The organism is Streptomyces sp. NPDC007856 (assembly GCF_042868225.1).
Classification (GTDB): domain Bacteria; phylum Actinomycetota; class Actinomycetes; order Streptomycetales; family Streptomycetaceae; genus Streptomyces.
In genome coordinates this window covers 81,969-102,943 of record NZ_JBIAEC010000019.1, presented here as the reverse complement: position 1 = coordinate 102,943, position 20,975 = coordinate 81,969, and the positions used below count along the sequence as shown (strand labels likewise).

At 72.2% G+C, this 20,975-nt stretch carries 18 protein-coding genes; 9 read left to right on the top strand and 9 right to left on the bottom strand.

The window, feature by feature from the left end:
- The first annotated feature begins 25 nt into the window (after window positions 1-25).
- Window positions 26-301 (top strand): hypothetical protein, encoded by a 276-nt coding sequence (locus ACFYOH_RS35855; RefSeq protein WP_388634640.1) that lies wholly within the window; start codon window positions 26-28, stop codon window positions 299-301.
- A gap of 110 nt (window positions 302-411) precedes the next feature.
- Here ACFYOH_RS35855 and ACFYOH_RS35850 read toward each other — a convergent pair whose 3' ends face one another.
- The 3 genes from ACFYOH_RS35850 to ACFYOH_RS35840 all read right to left on the bottom strand — a co-directional run bounded on the left by ACFYOH_RS35850 (window position 412) and on the right by ACFYOH_RS35840 (window position 2,945).
- Window positions 412-663, bottom strand: coding sequence for a hypothetical protein (locus ACFYOH_RS35850; protein ID WP_388634638.1), 252 nt, complete (start codon window positions 661-663; stop codon window positions 412-414).
- A complete protein-coding gene (locus tag ACFYOH_RS35845; protein ID WP_388634636.1) occupies window positions 656-1,009 on the bottom strand; it encodes a hypothetical protein in 354 nt (117 codons plus the stop codon). Before ACFYOH_RS35845 ends, ACFYOH_RS35850 begins: the two co-directional genes overlap by 8 nt.
- A 1,357-nt stretch (window positions 1,010-2,366) precedes the next feature.
- The gene (locus ACFYOH_RS35840; protein WP_388634764.1) at window positions 2,367-2,945 is read right to left on the bottom strand and encodes a TetR family transcriptional regulator; all 579 of its coding nucleotides are present in this window, start codon (window positions 2,943-2,945) and stop codon (window positions 2,367-2,369) included.
- Window positions 2,946-3,070: 125 nt separating this feature from the next.
- On the opposite strand from ACFYOH_RS35840, the gene ACFYOH_RS35835 reads away from it, so the two are divergent.
- A complete protein-coding gene (locus ACFYOH_RS35835; protein WP_388634634.1) occupies window positions 3,071-4,516 on the top strand; it encodes an FAD-dependent monooxygenase in 1,446 nt (481 codons plus the stop codon).
- Window positions 4,517-4,524: 8 nt separating this feature from the next.
- Here the strand turns inward: ACFYOH_RS35835 and ACFYOH_RS35830 are convergent, their stop codons facing one another.
- Window positions 4,525-5,031: a MarR family winged helix-turn-helix transcriptional regulator gene (locus tag ACFYOH_RS35830; protein WP_388634632.1), complete on the bottom strand. Its 507-nt coding sequence runs from the start codon at window positions 5,029-5,031 to the stop codon at window positions 4,525-4,527.
- Between the two features lie 103 nt (window positions 5,032-5,134).
- On the opposite strand from ACFYOH_RS35830, the gene ACFYOH_RS35825 reads away from it, so the two are divergent.
- Genes ACFYOH_RS35825 through ACFYOH_RS35810 form a run of 4 tightly spaced genes read left to right on the top strand, consistent with a single transcriptional unit; the run spans window position 5,135 to window position 9,255 of the window.
- The gene (locus ACFYOH_RS35825; RefSeq protein ID WP_388634630.1) at window positions 5,135-6,463 is read left to right on the top strand and encodes an MFS transporter; all 1,329 of its coding nucleotides are present in this window, start codon (window positions 5,135-5,137) and stop codon (window positions 6,461-6,463) included.
- Window positions 6,460-7,389: an EamA family transporter gene (locus tag ACFYOH_RS35820; RefSeq protein ID WP_388634628.1), complete on the top strand. Its 930-nt coding sequence runs from the start codon at window positions 6,460-6,462 to the stop codon at window positions 7,387-7,389. Before ACFYOH_RS35825 ends, ACFYOH_RS35820 begins: the two co-directional genes overlap by 4 nt.
- 34 nt (window positions 7,390-7,423) lie before the next feature.
- Complete coding sequence (locus ACFYOH_RS35815; RefSeq protein WP_388634626.1) at window positions 7,424-8,341, top strand: DMT family transporter; 918 nt, start codon at window positions 7,424-7,426, stop codon at window positions 8,339-8,341.
- A 17-nt stretch (window positions 8,342-8,358) separates the two neighbouring features.
- Complete coding sequence (locus tag ACFYOH_RS35810; protein WP_388634624.1) at window positions 8,359-9,255, top strand: LysR family transcriptional regulator; 897 nt, start codon at window positions 8,359-8,361, stop codon at window positions 9,253-9,255.
- Between the two features lie 61 nt (window positions 9,256-9,316).
- On the opposite strand, the gene pepN is transcribed toward ACFYOH_RS35810, so the two are convergent.
- A complete protein-coding gene (gene pepN / locus ACFYOH_RS35805; RefSeq protein WP_388634622.1) occupies window positions 9,317-11,890 on the bottom strand; it encodes an aminopeptidase N in 2,574 nt (857 codons plus the stop codon).
- A gap of 112 nt (window positions 11,891-12,002) precedes the next feature.
- Between pepN and ACFYOH_RS35800 the strand changes: the two genes are divergently transcribed.
- The gene (locus ACFYOH_RS35800) at window positions 12,003-12,491 is read left to right on the top strand and encodes a DUF1203 domain-containing protein (RefSeq protein ID WP_388634620.1); all 489 of its coding nucleotides are present in this window, start codon (window positions 12,003-12,005) and stop codon (window positions 12,489-12,491) included.
- 55 nt (window positions 12,492-12,546) lie between these two features.
- Here ACFYOH_RS35800 and ACFYOH_RS35795 read toward each other — a convergent pair whose 3' ends face one another.
- The 3 genes from ACFYOH_RS35795 to ACFYOH_RS35785 form a co-directional block, all read right to left on the bottom strand.
- Window positions 12,547-13,305: an SDR family NAD(P)-dependent oxidoreductase gene (locus ACFYOH_RS35795; RefSeq protein WP_388634618.1), complete on the bottom strand. Its 759-nt coding sequence runs from the start codon at window positions 13,303-13,305 to the stop codon at window positions 12,547-12,549.
- A 68-nt stretch (window positions 13,306-13,373) separates the two neighbouring features.
- Window positions 13,374-14,693 (bottom strand): RNA polymerase subunit sigma-70, encoded by a 1,320-nt coding sequence (locus ACFYOH_RS35790; RefSeq protein ID WP_388634616.1) that lies wholly within the window; start codon window positions 14,691-14,693, stop codon window positions 13,374-13,376.
- A gap of 113 nt (window positions 14,694-14,806) precedes the next feature.
- On the bottom strand, window positions 14,807-15,826 hold the full coding sequence (locus ACFYOH_RS35785) for an aspartate-semialdehyde dehydrogenase (protein ID WP_388634614.1): 1,020 nt from the start codon (window positions 15,824-15,826) through the stop codon (window positions 14,807-14,809).
- A gap of 331 nt (window positions 15,827-16,157) precedes the next feature.
- Here ACFYOH_RS35785 and ACFYOH_RS35780 point away from each other — a divergent pair, with 331 nt between their 5' ends.
- Window positions 16,158-16,715: a sigma-70 family RNA polymerase sigma factor gene (locus tag ACFYOH_RS35780; protein WP_388634762.1), complete on the top strand. Its 558-nt coding sequence runs from the start codon at window positions 16,158-16,160 to the stop codon at window positions 16,713-16,715.
- A 1-nt stretch (window position 16,716) separates the two neighbouring features.
- Entirely contained in the window at window positions 16,717-17,583 is an 867-nt protein-coding gene (locus ACFYOH_RS35775; RefSeq protein WP_388634612.1) for a hypothetical protein, read from the top strand.
- A 47-nt stretch (window positions 17,584-17,630) separates the two neighbouring features.
- Here ACFYOH_RS35775 and ACFYOH_RS35770 read toward each other — a convergent pair whose 3' ends face one another.
- Window positions 17,631-20,927: a S8 family serine peptidase gene (locus ACFYOH_RS35770; RefSeq protein WP_388634610.1), complete on the bottom strand. Its 3,297-nt coding sequence runs from the start codon at window positions 20,925-20,927 to the stop codon at window positions 17,631-17,633.
- Window positions 20,928-20,975 lie beyond the last annotated feature (48 nt).

Below are 20,975 nucleotides of genomic sequence, written 5' to 3'. Positions count from 1 at the left end.
CCGGGTGGTTCGCTAACTTGAGATCGTGGACAAGAAGAACGCCCTGCGCGCCGGCGCCCTGGCCGCCGGTACGACGCTGATGATGCTGCTCATGTCGTCCCCCGCGCTCGCGCTGACCCGCGACGACGGCGACGACCCCGGCCCCGGCCTGAGCGTCATCCAGACGCTGGGCCTCTACGTGCTGATCCCGCTCGCGCTGTTCGTGGTCATCGCCGGTCTGGTGATGGCGCTGGACAAGTCCAAGATCCGGACGATCAAGCCCTCGTCCAACGTGAAGCCCAAGGCCGACGCCAAGGCCTGACCGGACACCGGTTCTCTCGCCGGGGGCGCCTGTCCTCCCGCCGGTACGCGCGTGCTGCCGTACCCGGGTGAGGTCGGCGCCCAAGGCGTTTTCCGCCCGGCTCGGGCACGTCAGCCGAACCAGCTCACCTGCACGACGACGATCCGCTCACCACGTACGTCCGTCAGAAAGGTGAGCATGAGCAGCCCTTGGCACTCGGTGCGCACACCAGGACCAGGTCCCGTGTAGGCGGCGCCCTCAAGAAAGACCATGGACTCGCGCACGGCGATCTCGTTGGCCAGTCGCTCGGTCTCTGTGCGGGCGGTCTCCGGGAGACCGTCCAGCAGATCGTCCTGGAACATCTCCCAGCGCCAGTCAGCCACCGGCGACCTCATGGTGTGCCGCGCGCACGATCTCCGCGGCCTCGCGGACGGCCCGCTCGCGCACATCCGGGTCGGGGCTGCTGAGGGCCTGCTCGGCGGTGTGCAGCCGCCGGGCCGTCTCCGGGTGCCGCTCGATCTCTACCACGACACCCCACTGCCGGTAGAACATCCGGATCGGTACGACGCTGTCCTCGTCCCCGGCTCGTACGAACGCTTTCTGCAGGTCCTCGAAGAACTCGGGAAGGCGGGAAGGCGCGACCGTGGCGACGGCTTGCCGGAGCGCCGACAGGGTCAGCTCGGGCTTGGGGATGAGCGGACCGTTTCCGTCCGCGTACGGCATGGTCATCGGCCGCCCCTTCCGTTCGTCCAACGCCTTTCCGGCACGGGCCCACGCTAGCGCCATTTCCGTCACCCCCGCGTACGCGCGAGCCCATCGCCACCGCAGAGGGCGAGGCCGAGGTTCCACTGCGCCAAGACGATCTTGCCCACGCCGACTCGTGGTCCCACACCCCAGCCGTCCGCCAGCGCCGCGACCAGCAACAGGCCGCGCCCGAACTGATCGTCACCGGTCGCGTCCCGAGGGCAGGGCAACTGTTCGCCGCGGGGGTCGCTGACCTCGAGCCGGAGTACCGTCGCGGCCTTGGCCGCAGCGCAGGACGGCTCGACCGGGCACCCGCAGCCGTCGGCGGCTGGTTACTGCCCAGGTGGTGCCGTTGAGCTCGGCATGTATGAGCTCAACGGACCGCTTGTTGTGATTTCGGCGGGTGAGTACCGCCCTGTTGCCGCGGACCGCGAATCCGTCCGGGTCGTGGACGGGGCTGGGATAGCTGGCAACGTCGCCGGTGGACGGAGTGATCCGGGTCAGGAAGGTGCCGCGTTTGCCGTTGCCGTAGTACCAGACCAGCCATACATGTTCGTTCTCGGTCGCGGCGGTGCAGCCTTCCAGTGGGAGGTCTGGCAGCCGGCCCTTGGGAGCCCAGGACGTCTGCCCCCGGGCGTTCCAGCCGGCGAGGCCCGCTCCTGACTCGGGGTGCCGCCGTAGATGCCCTCGTCGCCGTAGGCCGTCCAGATGCCTCCGTGGACGTCGGTGACCAGAGCGGGAATGTCATCACCGACGCAGAACTCGGCCTCGGGCGTACCTGATGAGGAGAACACCACAGCGTTGGGCGCCCAGGTGCCCAGGTGCCCAGGTGCCCAGGTGCCCAGGTGCCCAGGTGCCCTCGGTCTCGTTGCGGAACGTACGGCCGCCAGCAGGAACCGGGAACCCGGAAGCAGGGCCAAGTGACTGGGCCGAATCCGGATGTCCTTCACCAGGATGCGCCGTTCCTCCTGTCCCGTGACGGTGACCAGTTCACCCGTGAACGGCAGTTCCGGCCTCCACCCGATCCACCCCTTGATGTAGCGGATGTGATCAAGGTGTCGCCGGTGGACCAGCAGGACCGCAAGCTCTCCGGCGGGCCCGACGCTCCACCAAAGGGCTCGGTGCCCCCACAGGGCGTCAGCGGCAGGAAGCCGCCACACGGTGTGTATCGCGGCATCGGAACCAGCGGTCACGGGGCGGAGATTCATCGGCAGTCGCCTCTAGGACTCCGGGAGCTGAGCAGCCCGAAGAGCACTACCTCACCGACGGCCCGGCCTCCGGGGCGGCGCCCCGGCGTTTTCCTCGTCCGGTTCGGGGGGCAAGGGGCCCCTGGCGGCGCGGCTCAGGGGTTCGGTGCCGTCAGGTACCGCTGTACCGTCGGCCCGAGCCACGCCAGCAGTTCCTCGCGGGTCAGTTCCCGTGCCGCCGGCAGGCGCAGCACATAGCGGGTGAGGGCCAGCCCGAGGAGTTGTGCGGCACACAGCGCGGCCCGTGCCGGGACCTGTTCGGGGTCGGGGCACACCTGCTGGGCCAGCGGCAGCAGCTGGTCCCGGAAGATGCCCTGCATCCGCTCGGCCCCGGCCTGGTTCGTGGCGCCGACCCGCAGCACGGCCGTCAGCTCCTCGTTCTCCTCCCACACACCGAGGAAGTGGCTCACCAGCGCCCGGCCCACCTCCTCCCGTGGCACGCCGGTCAGATCGGGCAGCCGCAGATCCAGCGCGACGGCCGCGGCGAAGAGGCCCTCCTTGCTGCCGTAGTAGCGCATGACCATGGACGGGTCGATGCCCGCGTCCCGGGCGATCGCGCGGATGGTGGCCCGCTCATAGCCGTCGGCGGCGAACCGCTCGCGGGCGGCGTCGAGGATGGCGGTACGGGTGGCGTCGGAGCGGCGCGCCTGGTTGGTCTTCCTGCTGCCGGTCATGCCAGTCATGTCAACGAGCGTAGGCCAACATACGTAGGCCAACAAGTGTTGACTCCGCCGTCGGCCCGTCCTACCGTTGCCAACAAGCGTTGACCAACAAGCGTTGACACCCTCAGGAGGCCCCCGTGAACGGCACCAAGGGAAACATCGTCATCGTCGGCTCCGGCCCCACCGGCCTGCTCCTCGCCGGCGACCTCGCCACCGCCGGCGTCCCGGTCACCGTCCTCGAAAAGCGCCCCCACAGGATCAGCAACCTCTCCCGCGCCTTCGTCCTGCACGCCCGCACCCTCGAACAGCTCGACGCCCGAGCTCTCGCCGACGACCTCGAAAAGGCCGGCCAACCCCTCGACCGCCTCAACCTCTTCGGCCGGCTGACCGTCGATCTCGATGCCCTCCCCTCCCGGTTCAACCACCTCCTCGTCCTGCCCCAGTACGAGGTGGAGAAGGTCCTGGAGCGCCGGGCCGTCGAGGCGGGAGCCGACTTCCGGTACGAGGCGGAGCTGACCGGGCTCACCCAGGGCGCCGACGGGGTGACCGTCGAGGTGCGCGGGCCCGAGGGGCGTACCGAGACGCTGCGGGCGGCGTACGTCGTCGGCGCCGACGGCATGCGCAGCGCCGTACGGGACGCGATCGGGCTGCCCTTCCCGGGCAGGTCGGTGATCCGGTCCGTGGTCCTCGCCGACGTCCGGCTCGCCGAGGAACCGCCGACCCTGCTCACCGTCAACGCCGTCGGTGACGCCTTCGCCTTCCTCGCGCCGTTCGGCGACGGCTACCACCGGGTGATCGGCTGGCATCGCGGCCGCAACGTCCCCGACACCGAGCCGCTGGACCTGGCGGAGATCCAGGAGATCACCCGGCTCGCCCTCGGCCGGGACTTCGGGATGCACGACGCCCGCTGGATGTCCCGCTTCCACAGCGACGAACGGCAGGCGCCCGCCTACCGGGTCGGCCGGGTCTTCCTCGCCGGTGACGCCGCGCACGTGCACACCCCGGCCGGCGGCCAGGGCATGAACACCGGCCTGCAGGACGCGGCCAACCTGAGCTGGAAACTCGCGGCGGTCGCCCGCGGCCACGCCGACCCCGCGCTGCTCGACACCTACCAGGCCGAGCGGCACCCCGTGGGCAGGTCGGTACTGCGCAGCAGCGGCGGGATCGTCCGCCTCGCCATGGCCAAGCGCCCCTGGACCCTCGCGGCCCGCGCCGCGCTCACCACGTTCCTGAACGCCGTCGGCCCCGCCCGGCGCAAGGTCGCCGGCCAGGTCACCGGCGTCGGCTACCGCTACCCCGCCCCGCGCGGCGCCCACCGACTCGCCGGCACCCGGGTCCCGGACGTCGCCCTGGCCGGCGGCGGGCGTCTCTACGAGGCCCTGCGCGGCGGCCGGTTCGTACTGATCACCCCGGAGTCGTACGAGGCGGGGCCCGGTCGCGCGGACCGGCTGACCGTGGCGCACTGGGCGAGCGACCGCCGTACGACCGTGCTGGTCCGTCCCGACGGATACGCGGCCTGGGCCGCCGACTCGGCCGGCCCGGCGGACATCGAGGCGGCGGTCGCCGCGCACGTCGGCGGCTGAGCCCCGTCCTAGTGCGGAGCCTCCAGCGTCCCCGCGAGCAACTCCCTCAGCAGGTCGGCCAGTTGGCCGACCTGCTCGTCGTCGAGGAGCGACAGGGCCTCCGTCTGTACCGCGAGGCCCGCGCCGACCGCCCGGTCGATGACGTCCAGTCCCTTCTCGGTCAGCGTCACCTGAAGGCCCCGCCGGTCGTGCGGATCGGGGGAGCGGCGCAGCAGGCCCGCCTTCTCCAGCTTGTCGAGGCGCCCGGTCATCCCGCCGGTGGTGAGCATGAGCGTGGCCGACAGCTGCCGCGGCGAGAGCGTGTACGGCTCGCCGGTCCGGCGCAGGGTCGCGAGCACGTCGAACTCGCCGCGTGAGATGCCGTAGGGCTGGTAGGCCTTCTCCATGCGGTCGCCCATGGTGCGGGAGAGGCGGTAGATCCGCCCGAAGACCTCCATCGCTCTGGAGTCGAGGTCGGGCCGCACGGCCGCCCACTGGTCGATGATCGCGTCGACGGGATCCTTGCCTGCACTCATGCGCCGAGTATCGCCTCCAGGGCGGTCGCCAGCAAGAAAGTGGCTTGTCTGCAAGTTGCTTAGTGCTAAGCTACTTTCCATCAAGCTACTCAGGGGGTATGTGATGAGAAAGAGCGAGCGCGTACCCGGCGAATGGACCCTGCCGGTCACCGCCGCCGTCAACGGCATCGGCACCGGCATGTACGTCCCGTTCACGCTGGTCTTCTTCCACGCCGTCACCGGGCTGTCCTTCACGGTCGTGGGCGCCGTGCTCACCGCCACCGGCCTCGCGGGCATCGCCGTACTCCCGCTCGCCGGCGCGGCGGTGGACCGGTACGGCGCCAAGCGGGTGCAGTACGCGCTGTACGGCGTCCGGGTCGCCGGCTTCGCCCTCTACCCCTTCGCCCACTCCCTCCCCGCCTTCGCGGCCGTCGCCCTGGTCACGGCCGCCGCCGACCGGGCCTTCCCGGCGGCCCAGCAGTCCCTGATCGGCGAGGTGGCGAGCGGGCAGGGGCGGGACCGGCTGCAGGCGTCGACGCGCGCCCTGCAGAACGCCGGCAACGGGGCGGGTGCGCTGCTGGCCACGCTGGTCATCTCCCTCGCGGGCAGCGCCGGTTACACGTACGCCGCCTGGGGCAACGCCCTCTCCTTCGCGCTCGCGGCACTGCTGCTGCGGCCCCTGCGGCAGGTGCGTACGCCACGTGCGGCCCCGGTCGCGCGCCGGGCGGGCGCGGGCTACCGGCTCGTCCTCGCCGACCGGCCCTTCCTGGTCGTCACCGGCGCCAACTTCCTCAACGCGCTGAGCTATTCGGCCCTGTCGGTCCTCTTCCCGCTCTTCATGGTGGAGTGGCTGCACGGGCCCTCGGCGCTCACCGGCGTCGCCTTCACCCTCAACACCGTCCTGTGCGCGGTCGCCGGGGTCGGCGTCGGCGCGCGGGTCCGCCGGACCGGGGCCCGCCGCACCCGGGCGGCGGTGCTCGGCGGGGGCCTGTTCGCGACCGCCTTCGCCGCGCAGATCGTGCTCGGCACCGTACGGCCGGGATCGGACACGGTCCTGGGCGCGGCCCTGATCGCCGTGGTCCTCGTCTACACCCTCGGCGAGCTGATCCACAGCCCCGCCGCCCAGGTGCTCGCGGTGGCGGCGGCGCCGGAAGCGGTGCGCGGCCGGTACCTGGCGGCCTACCAGATGTCCTGGTCGCTCGCGAAGGCCGTGGCGCCCTCCCTGTTCACGGCCCTGCTGGCCCTGGACGGCCGCGCGCCGTGGGCCGTCCTCGTCCTGACCTCGGCGGTGGCCGCGGCTCTCCTGATCCGGACGGAACCCCGGCTGCCGGCGGAGGCGGTACGACCGCTGCCGGCGACGGTGACCAGGGGCGGCGCACCTGCCCTGGCCCCGGCCCCTGCTTCCGCCCCTGTCCTCGTCGACGCCGAGGGAACCCGGAGGGCCCGGCCGTGAAGCGATCCACGACCGTCCCGATCACCGCGCTCGCCCCCGTCTCCTGGGGCACCACCTACGCCGTCACCACCGTGTTCCTCCCACCGGACCGCCCCCTGTTCACGGCTCTCCTGCGCGCCCTGCCCGCCGGACTGCTCCTGCTGGCGCTCACCCGGGTGCTGCCGCGGGGCGGCTGGTGGTGGCGGTCCGCGGTGCTCGGCGCGCTGAACATCGGCGCCTTCTTCCCCCTGCTGTTCGTGTCGGCGTACCGGCTGCCCGGCGGTATGGCCGCCGTCGTCGGCTCGGTCCAGCCGCTGTTCGTCGTCGGCCTCTCGGCGCTGTTGCTCGGGCAGCGGCCTGCCCGGCGCACGCTCGGCACCGGTGTCGCGGCCGCGCTCGGCGTCAGCCTCGTCGTCCTCCAGGGCACCGGCACGCTCGACGTCGTCGGAGTGCTCGCGGCCGTGGCCGCCACCGCCTCGATGGCCGCCGGTACGGTGCTGACCAAGCGGTGGGGCCGCCCGGACGGCGTGGGCCCGCTGGCCCTCACCGGCTGGCAGCTCACCGCGGGCGGCCTGCTCATCGCGCCGCTCGCCCTCCTGGCCGAGGGCGCCCCGCCCGCCCTGGACGCCCGTGCCGCAGGCGGCTACCTCTATCTCGCCCTGGCCAACACGGCGGTGGCGTACTGGCTCTGGTTCCGTGGCATCGGCCGGCTCACCGCCACCCAGGTCGCCTTCCTCGGCCCGCTCTCCCCGCTCACCGCGGCCGTGGTCGGCTGGGCGGCCCTCGGCCAGGCGCTCACACCGGTGCAGGTGGCGGGGATGGCGCTGGCGTTCGGCGCGACGCTCGCGGGACAGCTCGGGGGCGGCAGGAACCAACCGTTCAGTTCAACTGAAAAGAATGCTCGAAAAGATTCGATGGACCTTATGGATCTGCGGCTGCGACGGTAGGGACACGGACCCACCACCCACCGAAAGGAGCCCCGTGGCAGCCGTCCTGCCCAGGACCACCACCACCTCCACCGCACCCGCCCGCAAGGCCGCCGCCCCCGCGGCCGGACTCGCCCTCGCCGCCCTCGCCACCCTCGTCTGGTCCGGCAGCTTCGTCGCCTCCCGCGGTCTGCACGACAGCGTCCCGCCCGTCCAGCACGCCTTCTGGCGCTGGGCCGTCGCGCTCCTCGCCGTAGCCCCTTTCGGCGCCCGGCAGGCCTGGCGGCAGCGGACGCTGATCCGCCATCACGCCCGCTACGTCCTCCTCGCCTCCCTCCTCGGCGTGGCCACCTACAACACCCTCGTCAACCAGGCTGGACTGACCACGCCCGCCGCCACCATGGGCATGATCATGGCCGCCTCCCCGGTGCTCATGGCGGTGTTCGAACGGCTGGGCGGTGTACGGCTCGGCGCGCGCCGCACCACCGGGCTGCTCGTCGCCTGCGCGGGCGTGACACTGCTCGTGGGCGGCGGCACGCACTTCTCGTCCGGCACTCTGTGGATGATCGCGGCGGCCTGCTGCTTCGCCCGCTACAGCGTGCTGCTGCGCCGCAGGCCGGCCGAACTGAAGGGCACCGGCTTCCTGTTCACCACGTTCCTGACCGGCACGGTCCTCCTCCTGCCCGCGCAGGCGGTGAGCGTGACCGTACAGGGCTCCTTCCACCCCACCCCCGCCACCGTCCTGCCCCTCCTCTACGTCGGCGTCGCCTCCTCCGCCGTGGCCTTCTTCGCCTGGAACAGGGCCGTCGCCCTGATCGGCGCGACCCGCGCGGGCATCGTCTACTACGTCCAGCCGGTCTGCGTGGCCCTGCTGTCCTGGGCCGTGCTCGGCGAGACGACGGGCCTGCCGCAACTGCTGTCGATGGCCCTGATCCTCGGCGGAGTGGTCCTGGGCGCGGGTTCACGCCGCTGACATGTAGCTTTCCCGGCATGGCCGAGTGGGACATCCGAAAGCTGCAGATCCTGCGCACCCTGCGCGAGCGCGGCACCGTGACCGCGACGGCCGAGGCCCTGCACATGACCCCGTCCGCGGTGTCCCAGCAGCTCACCAACCTCGCCCGGCAGCTCGGCGTGCCCCTGCTGGAGGCGCGGGGCCGCCGGGTACGGCTCACCGACGCGGCCCGCCTGGTGCTGGCCCACACGGAGCCGGTCTTCGAGCAACTGGAGCGCACAGAGGCCGCGTTGGCGGCGTACACCCAGGGGGAGGCGGGGGAGGTCCGGGTCGGCGCGTTCCCGACGTCCGTACCCGCCCTGGTCGTACCGGCCGTACGGGCCCTGCGGGACACGTACCCCGAAGTGACCGTCCGGGTGACGGAGGCGGAGGCCGCCGAGGCCTACGACCTCCTGACCGCCGGCGAGGTCGACCTCGCCCTGTCCCTCGCGGCCTCGGCCCCCAGCGCGGCGGACCCCCGCTTCACCCAGGTCCCCCTGCTGGCCGACCCCTTGGACGTGGCACTGCCCCCCGACCACCCGCTCGCCCGCGCGGACTCCCTGAACCTGACCGACCTCGCCGCCGACCCCTGGATCTTCGGCGGCAGCGGCCCCTGGTCCGACATCACCCGCCGCGCCTGCGAGGCGGCCGGCTTCAGCCCCCACCAGGGCCACTCCGCCTCCGGCTGGACCGCGATCCTCGCCATGGTGGAGGCGGGCATGGGAGTGGCCCTCGTCCCACGCATGGCCGCGGCCCGCCGCGACGGGGTGGTCATGCGCGACCTGGGGCCGGCCGGGCCGGTCCGGCACGTCACGGCGGCGGTGCGCAGGGGCGGGGAGACGGGGCGGGCGGTGGCCCGGGTACTGGAGGCGCTGCGGGCGGTGACCGCCGGCTGAAGGCCGGCCGGCGGGGAAAGGGCGCCCGGCACGGATGCCGGGCGCCCTCGTCAAAGGGTGGCTACTCGGCCGCCGCGTCCGCCGCCTGGGCCTTCAGCGCCCGCTCGACGCCCGAGCGGGACTCCGAGACGAGGCGGCGCAGGGCCGCGTTCGGCTCGGCCGCCGCCAGCCAGGCGTCGGTCTTGGCGAGGGTCGCCTCGGACACCTGGACCGCCGGGTACAGGCCGACGGCGATCTGCTGGGCGATCTCGTGCGAACGCGCGTCCCAGACGTCCTTGACGACCTCGAAGTACCGGTCCGCGTACGGCGCCAGCAGCTCGCGCTGGTCGGTCTGCACGAAGCCGCTGATCACGGCCTCCTGCACGGCGTTCGGCAGCTTGTCGGAGTCGACCACCGAGGCCCAGGCCTCGGCCTTGGCCTCCACCGTCGGGCGGGCGGCGCGAGCCGTCGCCGCGTGCCGCTCACCGGCGGCCGTCCTGTCCCGCTCGTACTCGGCCGCGATCTCCGCCTCGTCGAAGCGGCCGACCGCCGCAAGACGCTCCACGAACGCCCAGCGCAGCTCGGTGTCCACGGCCAGGCCCTCGACGGTCTGGGTGCCCTCCAGCAGGGCCTCCAGCAGGTCCAGCTGCTCGGGCGTGCGGGCCGTCGCCGCGAAGGCACGGGCCCAGGCCAGCTGGTGGTCGCCGCCCGGCTCCGCCGCCCGCAGGTGGGCCAGCGTGGCGTCGGTCCAGCGGGCCAGCAGGGCCTCGCGGGCGGCCGGGTCGGCGTACAGGTCGATCGCGAGCTTGACCTGGCGGTGCAGCGACTGCACGACACCGATGTCCGACTCCTTGGCGATGCCGGACAGGACCAGGGAGAGGTAGTCCCGGGTGGCCAGCTCCGCGTCCCGCGTCATGTCCCAGGCCGAGGCCCAGCACAGGGCGCGCGGCAGGGACTCCTGGAAGTCGCCGAGGTGCTCGGTGACCGTCCTCAGCGATTCCTCGTCGAGGCGGACCTTGGCGTACGACAGGTCGTCGTCGTTGAGCAGCACGACCGCCGGGCGGCGCCTGCCGGTCAGCTGCGGTACGGCCGTCAGCTCGCCGTCGACGTCCAGCTCGACGCGCTCGGTGCGCACCAGCTTGCCGGAGTCGGAGTCGAGGTCGTACAGGCCGATCGCGATGCGGTGCGGGCGCAGCACCGGCTCGCCCTTGGCGCCGGCGGGCAGCGCCGGGGCCTCCTGGCGGACGGCGAAGGAGGTGATGACCCCGTCGGCGTCGGTGGCGATCTCCGGGCGGAGGATGTTGATGCCGGCCGTCTCCAGCCATTTCCGCGACCAGGTCTTCAGGTCGCGGCCGGAGGTCTCCTCCAGGGCGCCGAGCAGGTCGGACAGGCGGGTGTTGCCGAACGCGTGCCGCTTGAAGTAGGCCTGCACGCCCTTGAAGAACTCGTCCTGGCCGACGTACGCGACGAGCTGCTTGAGGACCGAGGCTCCCTTGGCGTACGTGATGCCGTCGAAGTTGACGAGCACGTCGTCCAGGTCGCGGATGTCCGCCATGATCGGGTGCGTGGACGGCAGCTGGTCCTGCCGGTACGCCCAGGTCTTCATCGAGTTGGCGAACGTGGTCCACGAGTGCGGCCAGCGCGAGCCGGGGGCGGCGGACTGGCAGGCGATGGAGGTGTAGGTGGCGAACGACTCGTTCAGCCACAGGTCGTTCCACCACTCCATGGTGACGAGGTCGCCGAACCACATGTGGGCCAGCTCGTGCAGGATCGTCTCCGCGCGGACCTCGTACGCCGCGTCGGTCACCTTGGACCGGAAGACGTACTGGTCACGGATGGTGACGGCGCCCGCGTTCTCCATCGCGCCCGCGTTGAACTCGGGCACGAACAGCTGGTCGTACTTCTCGAAGGGGTACGCGTAGTCGAACTTCTCCTGGAACCAGTCGAAGCCCTGTCGCGTGACCTCGAAGATCGCGTCCGAGTCGAGGAACTCGGCGAGCGAGGGCCGGCAGTAGATGCCGAGCGGCACACTCTGCCCGTCCTTCTCGTACACGCTGTGGACGCTGTGGTACGGGCCGACGATGAGCGCGGTGATGTACGTGGAGATGCGCGGGGTCGGCTCGAAGACCCAGACGTTGTCCTGCGGCTCGGGCGTCGGCGAGTTCGAAATGACGGTCCAGCCCTCGGGCGCGCGCACGGTGAACTGGAAGGTGGCCTTCAGATCGGGCTGCTCGAAGGAGGCGAACACCCGGCGGGCGTCCGGCACCTCGAACTGGGTGTAGAGGTAGGCCTGCTCGTCGACCGGGTCGACGAAGCGGTGGAGGCCCTCGCCGGTGTTGGTGTAGGCGCAGTCCGCGACGACACGCAGGACGTTGCGCCCCTCCAGCAGCCCCGGCAGGGCGATCCGCGAGTCCTTGAAGACCTCGGCGGGGTCGAGCGCGTCGCCGTTCAGCATGACCTCGTGGACGGTCGGTGCCACCAGGTCGATGAAGGACTCGACGCCGCCGCGAGCGACGTCGAAGCGCACCGTGGTCACGGACCTGTAGGTACCGCCCTCCTGCGCGCCGGAGAGGTCGAGATCGATCTCGTACGAGTCAACGGTGAGCAGCTCGGCCCGCTGCTGCGCCTCTTCGCGAGTCAGGTTTGTGCCAGGCACGCGGTCATCTCCTCGTTATGTGTGGGTTGCGCCATCCTTCCATGCCGCCCACCGGGAAAGCGATGTCCGGTTCCCGCCGGTGGGCGGGGCGTCGCGGCGGGACGCTGGAGGCATGACGACGACGGACACGACGACACACATCGCACGTCCCATTCAGCCCCGGGTTCTCAAGGAGCTGCGGACCGCCGACGACGCGGGCCGCCCCCCGGCCCCCGTCACCGACGAGGAGGGCAGCGCCCCGCTGCGCTGCTGCCTGCGCCGCAGCGAGCCCGGCGAGCGGATCGCCCTGGTGTCGTACGCGCCGCTGCGCCGCTGGGCGGCCGAGACGGGCGCCGATCCCGGGGCGTACGACGAGCAGGGCCCGGTCTTCATCCACGCCGCCGACTGCCCGGGTCCGGCCGACCCGGCGGCCCTGCCCTTCACGAACGCCCACCGGGTGCTGCGCCGCTACTCGGCCGACGGCCGGATCCTGGGCGGCCGCCTGACAGACGCCGACTTCCCGTCCGCCCTCACCGAGGCCTTCGCCGACCCGGAGGTGGCGGTGGTGCACGTGCGGGCGGTGGAGTACGGGTGCTTTCTGTACGAGGTGCGACGGGGCTGAGGCTCCGGCTGCTACCGCCCGGTTCGACATCGACCGAGGGTGTCCCCGGCCGTGCTCAGCGAGCGACCATCCCCCCGGTGACGTTGACGAAGGTGCCGGTGATGCCGGCCGCCTGGTCGGAGGCGAGGAAGACGGCGGTGGCGGCGACCTCGGCGAGGGTGGGGTTGCGGCGGGTCATGCGCATCGTCGCGAGGTTGTCGACGATGCCCTGGACGGCGGCCTCGTCGATCGCCGGGTTGACGGCGGACAGCTTCTCGACGGTGAACGTCTCGGGCACCCCGGCCGCCCACAGCCCCACGGCCCGTACCCCGCGCGGACCCAGCTCGATCGCCAGATTCCGGACGAGCGTGTCGATCGCGGCATCGGCCGGTCCCGTGCCGCCCATCATCGGACTGCCGTGCGCGGAACCGCTGTCGAGGGTGAGGATCACACCGGAGCCCTGCTCGGCCATGCGGCGGGCGGCGGCGCGGGCGGTGAGGAAGTTGGCGCGGGTGCCGTTGATCACCGGCCGCAGGAAGTCGTCCACGGGCATCTCGGTGAGCGGGGCGCCCTGCACATCGCCGCGGCTGACGAGGTTGAAGGAGATGTCGATCCTGCCGACCCGGGCCGCGTGCTCCTCCACCGCCGCCTCGTCGAGGGCGTCCACGACGGCGACCTCGGCGTCCTTGAGGTCGGCGGCCGCCGCCTCCAGCGTCTCCCGGGTGCGGCCCACGAGGTGCACCCGGGCGCCCTCGCGGGCGAAGGCGCGGGCCACCGCGGAACCGATCGAGCCGCCGGCGCCGTAGACGATCGCGGTCCTGTCGGTGAGCAGCATGGTGAACTCCTTGGGAAGTGGTGTCCGTTTCACCGATGCAGACGTACGGCACCCCCGGCGCTCATCGCTCACAGCCGCAGCGGCAGTCCGAACGCCTCGAACAGATGCGGTTCGAAGGAGGTGATCTCCGCGACGCGGCCCGCGGCGTCGAAGTGGAGCACGTCCAGGACCTGGGCGCGGTAGACGTTCGTACCGGGGCGGCGGACGTAACCCCCGGCCGCGAGTTGCCCGTTGGCGTGGGTGGGCAGGTGGCGCCAGTGGCCGAGGAACATCGGCGACGCCGGGTCGAGGCTCGGGCGGAGGAAGGCGAGCAGCGCCTCGCGGCCGGTGAACCAGAACGGGTTGGGCGGCATCGTCAGCGTGACGTCCGCCGCCAGCAGCTCGGCCATCGCGTCGAAGTCGAGCCGCTCGGCGGCCGCCATGTACCGCTGGAGCGCGGCTCGCTGGTCGTCCGTCGGCGGGTCGGCCGTCCAGTCCGTACGGCTCGCGGGCAGACATTCGCGCAGGGCCGGACGGGCGCGTTGCAGCGCGCTGTTGACCGAGGCCACGGAGGTGTCGAGGGCCTGCGCGGTCTCGGCGGCGGTGAGCCCGAGCAGGTCACGCAGGACGAGCGCGGCCCGCTGCCGGGCCGGCAGGTGCTGCAGCGCGGCCAGCAGGACCAGCTCGACGGTCTCGCGCGACTCCGCGGCGCTCTCCGGCAGCTCGTCGTCCGGGTACGGCTGGAGCCAGGTGATACGGGCCGGTGGCTCGCCGGGGCCGTGGTCCATGCCGGGCAGCGGCTCGTAAGCCTGCGGGCGGCGGGCGGTACGGCGCTGGAAGTCCAGGCAGGCGTTGGTCGCGATGCGGTACAGCCAGGTACGGGCGCTCGCCCGGCCCTGATAGCCGGTCCGGGCCCGCCAGGCCCGCAGGAACGTCTCCTGGACCAGGTCCTCGGCGTCGTCGTAGGAGCCGGTCATGCGGTAGCAGTGGGCGCGGATCTCCCGGCGGTGCGATTCGGTGAGCGCGGCGAAGGCGGTCTCGTCCAGGAGACCCGCGGCCTCCGTAACGGCGACCGGCGTGACGCGATCCCCTTCGGTTTCCGTAACGGCGACCGGGGTGACGGAAACCGTTGCGGCCTCGTGCGCGATCCGCGCGATGCGCCGCAGCCGGGCGACGGACGCGGAGAGTTCGGTGACCCCGGTGTAGAGCACCGAGGCGGGCCTCGGCACCAGGTCCCGCGCCTGCCGCCCGACGGTGTCGAGCAGTTCCTCCAGACCGCCGTCCCCGCCACGCCGCTCCCGGTACGCCTTCTGCCGGCACGCCGCCGAGCAGTACACCGAGCTACGGCCCCGGCGCCCCGCCCGCGCCGGAAGGGGGCCGCCACAGGCCGCGCACGTGTCCACGCCCACCTCCCGCCCAGGACTCCGGGTCAGCGATCCTCGCGCACCGGCGCCGTCTCCACCAGCACCGCGACAACGGAAAGGGGCGGCCACACCACGGTGACCGCCCCGGTACGGCTGACCTACTTCGCGGACAGCTCCGCCGCCACCAGCTCGGCGATCTGGACCGCGTTCAGCGCGGCGCCCTTGCGGAGGTTGTCGTTGGAGATGAACAGGGCGAGGCCGTTGTCCACCGTCTCGTCACGGCGGATGCGGCCGACGTACGACGGGTCCTGGCCGGCCGCCTGCAGCGGGGTCGGGATGTCGGAGAGGGCGACGCCCGGGGCCCCGGCGAGCAGCTCGGTCGCGCGCTCCGGGGAGACCGGGCGGGCGAAGCGGGCGTTGACCTGGAGGGAGTGGCCGGAGAAGACGGGCACGCGGACGCAGGTGCCGGAGACCAGCAGGTCAGGGATCTCCAGGATCTTGCGGGACTCGTGGCGCAGCTTCTGCTCCTCGTCCGTCTCGTTCAGACCGTCGTCGACGATGTTGCCCGCCAGCGGCACCACGTTGAAGGCGATCGGCCGCTTGTAGACCTGCGGCTCGGGGAAGTCGACCGCCGCGCCGTCGTGGGTCAGCTTGTCGGCGTCCGCGACCACCTTCTGCGCCTGGCCGTGCAGCTCGGCGACGCCCGCGAGACCCGAGCCGGACACCGCCTGGTAGGTGGCGACGACCAGCGCCTGAAGGCCCGCCTCCTCGTGCAGCACCTTCAGCGCGGGCATCGCGGCCATCGTGGTGCAGTTCGGGTTGGCGATGATGCCCTTGGGGCGGTCGGCGACCGCGTGCGGGTTCACCTCGGAGACGACCAGGGGTACGTCCGGGTCCCGGCGCCAGGCGGAGGAGTTGTCGATCACCACGGCGCCCTGGGAGGCAACCTTCTCGGCCAGCGCCTTGGAGGTCGCGCCGCCCGCGGAGAACAGCACGATGTCAAGGCCGGTGTAGTCGGCGGTCGCCGCGTCCTCCACCGTCACCCCGTCCAGCACGGTGCCGGCCGAGCGCGCCGAGGCGAACAGGCGCAGCTGGGTCACCGGGAAGTCGCGTTCCGTGAGGATCCTGCGCATGACCGTGCCGACCTGACCGGTGGCTCCGACGATTCCGACCCTCACAGTGACTCCCTCTTTGTGTCTCGTGCATGACCGGGGCTTTTCCATCATGCGGCCGACCCCGGTCCACCTGTCCAATTCTTTGCGCGGCGTGCCCGAGGAGTGGGACACGATCACCCGGCGGACGGTTCCGTACCTCCATCGAACACCTCGCTGAGCTGGAGAAATTCCCTCCGCCGGGCGCCCGGGCCGCAAGCCGTGCTGTCCCGTGCCTGCCCGTACGGTTTCCGGCCATACGGCGATGTGACGTACGCCTCTGCGGACCGCCGGAAACCGGTCCGAACGTTTCGGCCCGCTGCCGCGTCGTAGGGGCAAACGCGTGAGGGGGTGGCCTGTGCTGCGCGGAGGGGCGCGCCGCGATCCGGGGGCGTACGCCGCCGGTACGGACCGTACGGGCCGTGCCGGTGACGATCCGCTGGACGCGGCCCAGGAACGCCGGGTGCGGGCGGTGCTCGCGCTCGGCGGGGTGCCGCAGTCGGACCTGCCGGACGGGGTGCAGCAGGTCCGGCTGCGGCTGCTGGAGCGGACCGCGAGCGGGCGGGAGGCGCCGCGGGACGTGTCGGCGTGGGCGGCGGTGGTCGCCTCCAACCTCGCCATGGACTGGCACCGGGCCAAGCGGCGCCGGGACCGGCTGGGGGAGCGGCTGGCCGCGCTCCGCGAGCCCGCGCACCCCTCCGGCGAGGAGACCAGCCTGCTCTCCCTCGCCGTCGCCCAGGGCCTGGACGAACTGCCCGCCGCCCAGCGGCAGGTGGTCGTGCTGCGCTTCTTCGCCGACCTCCCCGTCCGGGCCATCGCCGAGGAGCTGGGCATCCCCGAGGGCACGGTCAAGAGCAGGCTGCACACGGCGGTCCGCGCCCTGCGCGCCCGTCTGCACGAGGACGAGGTGGTGTGACGTGACCGCCGGACACGAAAGCGCGGGGGAGTACGGCGGCATGGACGCGTTGATGGCCGCCGTCACCGGGGAACCGCTGACCGAGGAGGCCCTCCGGGACCCCGGCTTCCTCGCCGAACACCGGGCGGCCGAGGCTGATGTGGCGGTGCTGAAGGAGCAGCTGACCTGGCTGGCGGAGGCGCTGACCGGGGAGCGGGCGACGGAGATCGAGGCAGCGCCCGAAGGGAGTCCCCGGCCGGAGCCGCGGCCTCGCGGAGTCGCGCGACCGGTGCGTGCCGGGCGCCGCCCCCCGCGGCCCGCGCGCCCCGGCCGGCCCTCCGGACCGCGCCGGGCCCTGCGGATCGCGTTCGGCTCGCTCGCCGGGGCGACCGCCTTCGCGGTGGTCGCCGGCTTGGGCTGGTTGGTGACGCACTCGGGTGCCTCGGACGACAACAGCGCCACCTCCACGGCCAAGACCGCGGGCGATTCCGCGGCGAAGCACTCCGGGGACGGCGGGCGGCCCTCCGACCCCGAACTCGACCTGGCCTGCTCCAGGCTGGTCGTGGAGGGCACCGTGACCGCGGTGGAACCGCAGAAGCTGTCCCCGTGGAGCCGGATCACACTGACCGTGATCCGCTCCTACAAGCCCGCGTACCAGCCCCCGCACGGAGCGGCCCGGGTCGGCTTTCTGCTCGACGGCGGCGCGAAGCCGGCCCCGCGCACGGGCCAGCACGTCCTCGTCCAGGTCGGCACGGGACAGCAGAACGCGAGCCTGTGGGCCGTCGGCGACACCCGTGTCTCCGTCAACCGCGCCTGGATCACCGAGGCGCTGCCCAAGTCCCGGCACCTGACCTGCCCCGCCGAGGAGGCACCCACCGACAGGCCGTGAGGGGCGGGTGCCCGACCGGACACCCGCCCCTCAATCCAGCCGCTCCGTTACGGCGTGACCTTCTCGATCTTCACGCTGCCGGTGCCCGCGACCGTGCCGCGCGCGTTCACCAGCTGGACCCGGCCGAAGAACTCACGGCCGGCCGGGGCCTCGGCGGCGGCCGTGACCTGTCCGCCGACCGTGGCCGAGTCGCCCGTGCCGAGCTTGACCGGAGTCGAGCCGTCGACGCCGACGCTGCCGAGCGTGGGGGAGAAGAACACGTCCCGGTAGTCGTAGTCGGTCGCCCCCGACGGGACGGAGTAGCCGACGACCTTGATGGTGTACGTGCCGGCGGCCGGGGACGGGATGGACACCGCCTCCTCCGAGTCGCCGTCGGCGGACTGGGCGACCTGCTTGCCGCTCGCGTCGTACACCGTCAGGTCGAGGTCGGCCGCCTGGTCCGAGACGCCCCCGATGGCGACGTCGAGCGAGGTGGCGCCGGCCGGGACGTCGACCGTGGTGGTCTGGGTCTCGCCCTGCTTGATGGCCGGGCGGGCCGTCTTGGCCGAACCGAGCGGGCCGCCGACCAGCCTGCCGTCCAGGGCCGCGTACCGGTTGGTCACCTTCCAGGTGACGGCGGCCGGGCTGCCCGCCTTCGCCTCGGGCACGGTCACGGTCTCCGGGTCGAACGCCGCGCCGAGGACGGAGACGTTCAGCGTGTACGGGTTGTCCAGCAACGGGGACGTACGGCGGGACTCCACCTCCACCTCCCAGACGCCCGGCTGCGGGTCGGCGTAGGAGCGCACGTCGGGCTTGCAGCCGTTGCCGTCCAGGTAGTTCGGGTAGCAGTACGGGGTGCCGGTGTTGTCGACCGGGACGCCGTACGGGTGGATGGCGATGAAACGGGTCTGGCTCTTGTCCTTCAGTCCGTCGATCGCCACCTCCAGCGACTTCGCGCCCTCGGGCACGGTCAGGAAGTACGACCGGGTGCTGTTGCGCTGCACCGAGTCCGTCGCGGTGTAGGTGTGGTGCACCGGGGTGGAGACCACGACGGTGGTGAGGATCTGCTTGTCGATCCCCTCCGTGAACGGGTCGTCGACCTCCAGGATCGCGCTCTTGATGCCCGCCGACCCCGGGGCCGCCTGCACCTTCACGGTCACCGGCTGGTTCAGCGGCAGCCGCACGAGGTCGCCGCCGAGGAGCCGGAACGTACCGCCGGCGTTGTTCTCGAAGCTCAGCTCGTGCCACACGGCCCGGTCCGGGCCGGAGGTACGGGTGATGGTGACGTCGTACGTCTTCTTGTCGCCGGCCTTCAGACCGCCCTCGCGGTCGTACAGGCCGGTGCCGTAGCCCGGGTTCTCCAACGCCTGGTCGAGCGCGGTGTCGACGGGCGCCTTGACGGTGTAGTCGTGCGCGGAGGCGCCGTCCTTGACCGACTCCCAGGCGTCCACGATGTCGATCAGACCCGCGCCTTCGTCATAGGCCTGAACGCCCTTGATGTGATGGGCCGTTGACGTGAGCGCCGTACGCAGCCCGGCCGGCGTCAGGCCGATGCCCTTCTGCCTGGCGGCCGACAGCAGCAGCGCCGAAGCTCCCGTCGCCTGCGGGGAGGCCATCGAGGTGCCCTGGAGCATGGAGTAGCCGGCCGGCAGCGAGTAGCCCGCCTCGGCGACCGGCGAGCCGGGCAGCCAGGTCTGGGTCGAGTTGATCGCGGCGCCGGGTGCGACCAGCGTCGGGGTGAAGCCGCCGTCCTCGCGCGGGCCGCGCGAGGAGAACGGCATCATCTGGTACTTCTTCTCCACGGCCGAGCCGTAGTTCGCGGCCCAGGTCTCCTTGGAGATGGCCGCGCCGACCGAGATCACCTTGTCGGCCAGACCCGGGTCACCGATCGTGTTGGCGCCGGGCCCGGAGTTGCCCGCGGAGATCACGAGCTGGACGCCGTAGGTGTCGATGAGCCGGGTGTAGAGCTCGGCGCGCGCGTTGTTGCCGTCGTTCAGCGCAGGCAGGCCACCGATCGACATGTTGACGATGTCGACACCGCGGTTCGCGACGAGGTCGATCATGCCCTCGGTGAGGGCCACGTTGGTGCAGCCGCCGGTCCAGGTGCAGGCGCGGGAGGAGACGATCTTCGCGCCGGGGGCCGCGCCGTTCATCGCGCCGCCGAACAGGCCGTTCGCGGCGGTGATGCCGGCGACGTGCGTGCCGTGCTCGGACTCGATGACCCCGATGTTGACGAAGTCCGCCTTCTTGCCGACCCAGGACCCGCCGTACGGGTCCATCGGCACGTCCTTGCGGATCTGCACGACGAACGGCACCCGCTCGGCGACGTCGGTCTTCGGGTCGTCGGTGCCGAAGTACCCGATCTGGTAGCCGTCCTTGTACGGCTTCATCGGGGTGTCGTCGGTGAAGTCGTGGTCGCTGTCGAGGTCGATGGTGACCGTGCCGGCCGCCGGGTCGTACAGCACGCCCCAGCTGTCGGTGGTGTCGCCGTCCCGGTTCAGGTCGCCCTTCTCGTCGCCGCCGGTGGTGGCGGACTCCTTGAAGGTGCTGATCTCGTAGGAGCCCGAGGGCGCCGTCCAGCTCGCACCGCCGTAGGAGAAGCCCGGCCCGGAGACGGCGGTGACCATCGGCCGCCAGGTGGCGTCGCCGTCCACGATCGGGTCGGTCGAGGTCACCCAGTCGACGATCTTCCGCTCGCCGGTGGTGGTCTTCTGCAGTGCCGGGTGGCCCAGGTCGACGCCGGAGTCGAGGATGCCGATGGTGATGCCCCGGCCGTCCCACTTCGGGTGGTCCTGGACGAAGTCGACGGCGCCGGTCTCGAAGGAGGGGTTGTACGGGTTCTTCGCCGGGGTGTTCTTGCCGGGACCGGGATAAGTGCCGGTGACCGAAGCGGTGTTGGTGCCGTTCGGCGCCGGGTCGTCGAGCGGGATCTCCTGCTTGAGGTCGATGGCGTGCACCGAGGAGAGCTTGGCGGCGGCCCTGATCGCGGCGTCGGCCCGGTCCGTCGGCACGGTGGCGCGGACGTAACCGAGCTTGTCGTAGGTACGGCCCACCGAGCCGCCCTTGACCGCGTCCAGCTCCTCGGCGACCTGCTCGGTCTGTCCCGGGGCGGTCGCGATCATCATCGTGACGTTCTTGTCACCGGCGGCCTTGGCGTCGGCGAGCAGCTCGGCGTCGTCCGAACCGAGCTTGTCGTGGGCGGACTTGACGCCGGAGTCGACGGCCGGGATGGGCGGAGCGTCCGCGGCGAGGGCCAGGGGTATGGGCCCGGCCGCGGACAGGGCGGCCACCACGCCCACGGCCACGGCCATGCGGGCCAGGCGTCTCGGACCGGGTATGGGATCACGCTCGGGCGTGTGGGTCATCGGCATCCCTCAGGTAAAGGAATTGAGCGGACGAGAGCGCTCAGCTTT

What these genes read in the sequence shown, in the direction of transcription:
- ACFYOH_RS35845 (WP_388634636.1), bottom strand. Translation starts at nt 1,009, where the DNA reads ATGACCATGCCGTACGCGGACGGAAACGGTCCGCTCATCCCCAAGCCC.
- ACFYOH_RS35770 (WP_388634610.1), bottom strand. Translation starts at nt 20,927, where the DNA reads ATGACCCACACGCCCGAGCGTGATCCCATACCCGGTCCGAGACGCCTG.
- ACFYOH_RS35825 (WP_388634630.1), top strand. Translation starts at nt 5,135, where the DNA reads ATGAGAAAGAGCGAGCGCGTACCCGGCGAATGGACCCTGCCGGTCACC.
- ACFYOH_RS35795 (WP_388634618.1), bottom strand. Translation starts at nt 13,305, where the DNA reads ATGCTGCTCACCGACAGGACCGCGATCGTCTACGGCGCCGGCGGCTCG.
- ACFYOH_RS35830 (WP_388634632.1), bottom strand. Translation starts at nt 5,031, where the DNA reads ATGAGTGCAGGCAAGGATCCCGTCGACGCGATCATCGACCAGTGGGCG.
- ACFYOH_RS35840 (WP_388634764.1), bottom strand. Translation starts at nt 2,945, where the DNA reads ATGACCGGCAGCAGGAAGACCAACCAGGCGCGCCGCTCCGACGCCACC.
- ACFYOH_RS35800 (WP_388634620.1), top strand. Translation starts at nt 12,003, where the DNA reads ATGACGACGACGGACACGACGACACACATCGCACGTCCCATTCAGCCC.
- ACFYOH_RS35810 (WP_388634624.1), top strand. Translation starts at nt 8,359, where the DNA reads ATGGCCGAGTGGGACATCCGAAAGCTGCAGATCCTGCGCACCCTGCGC.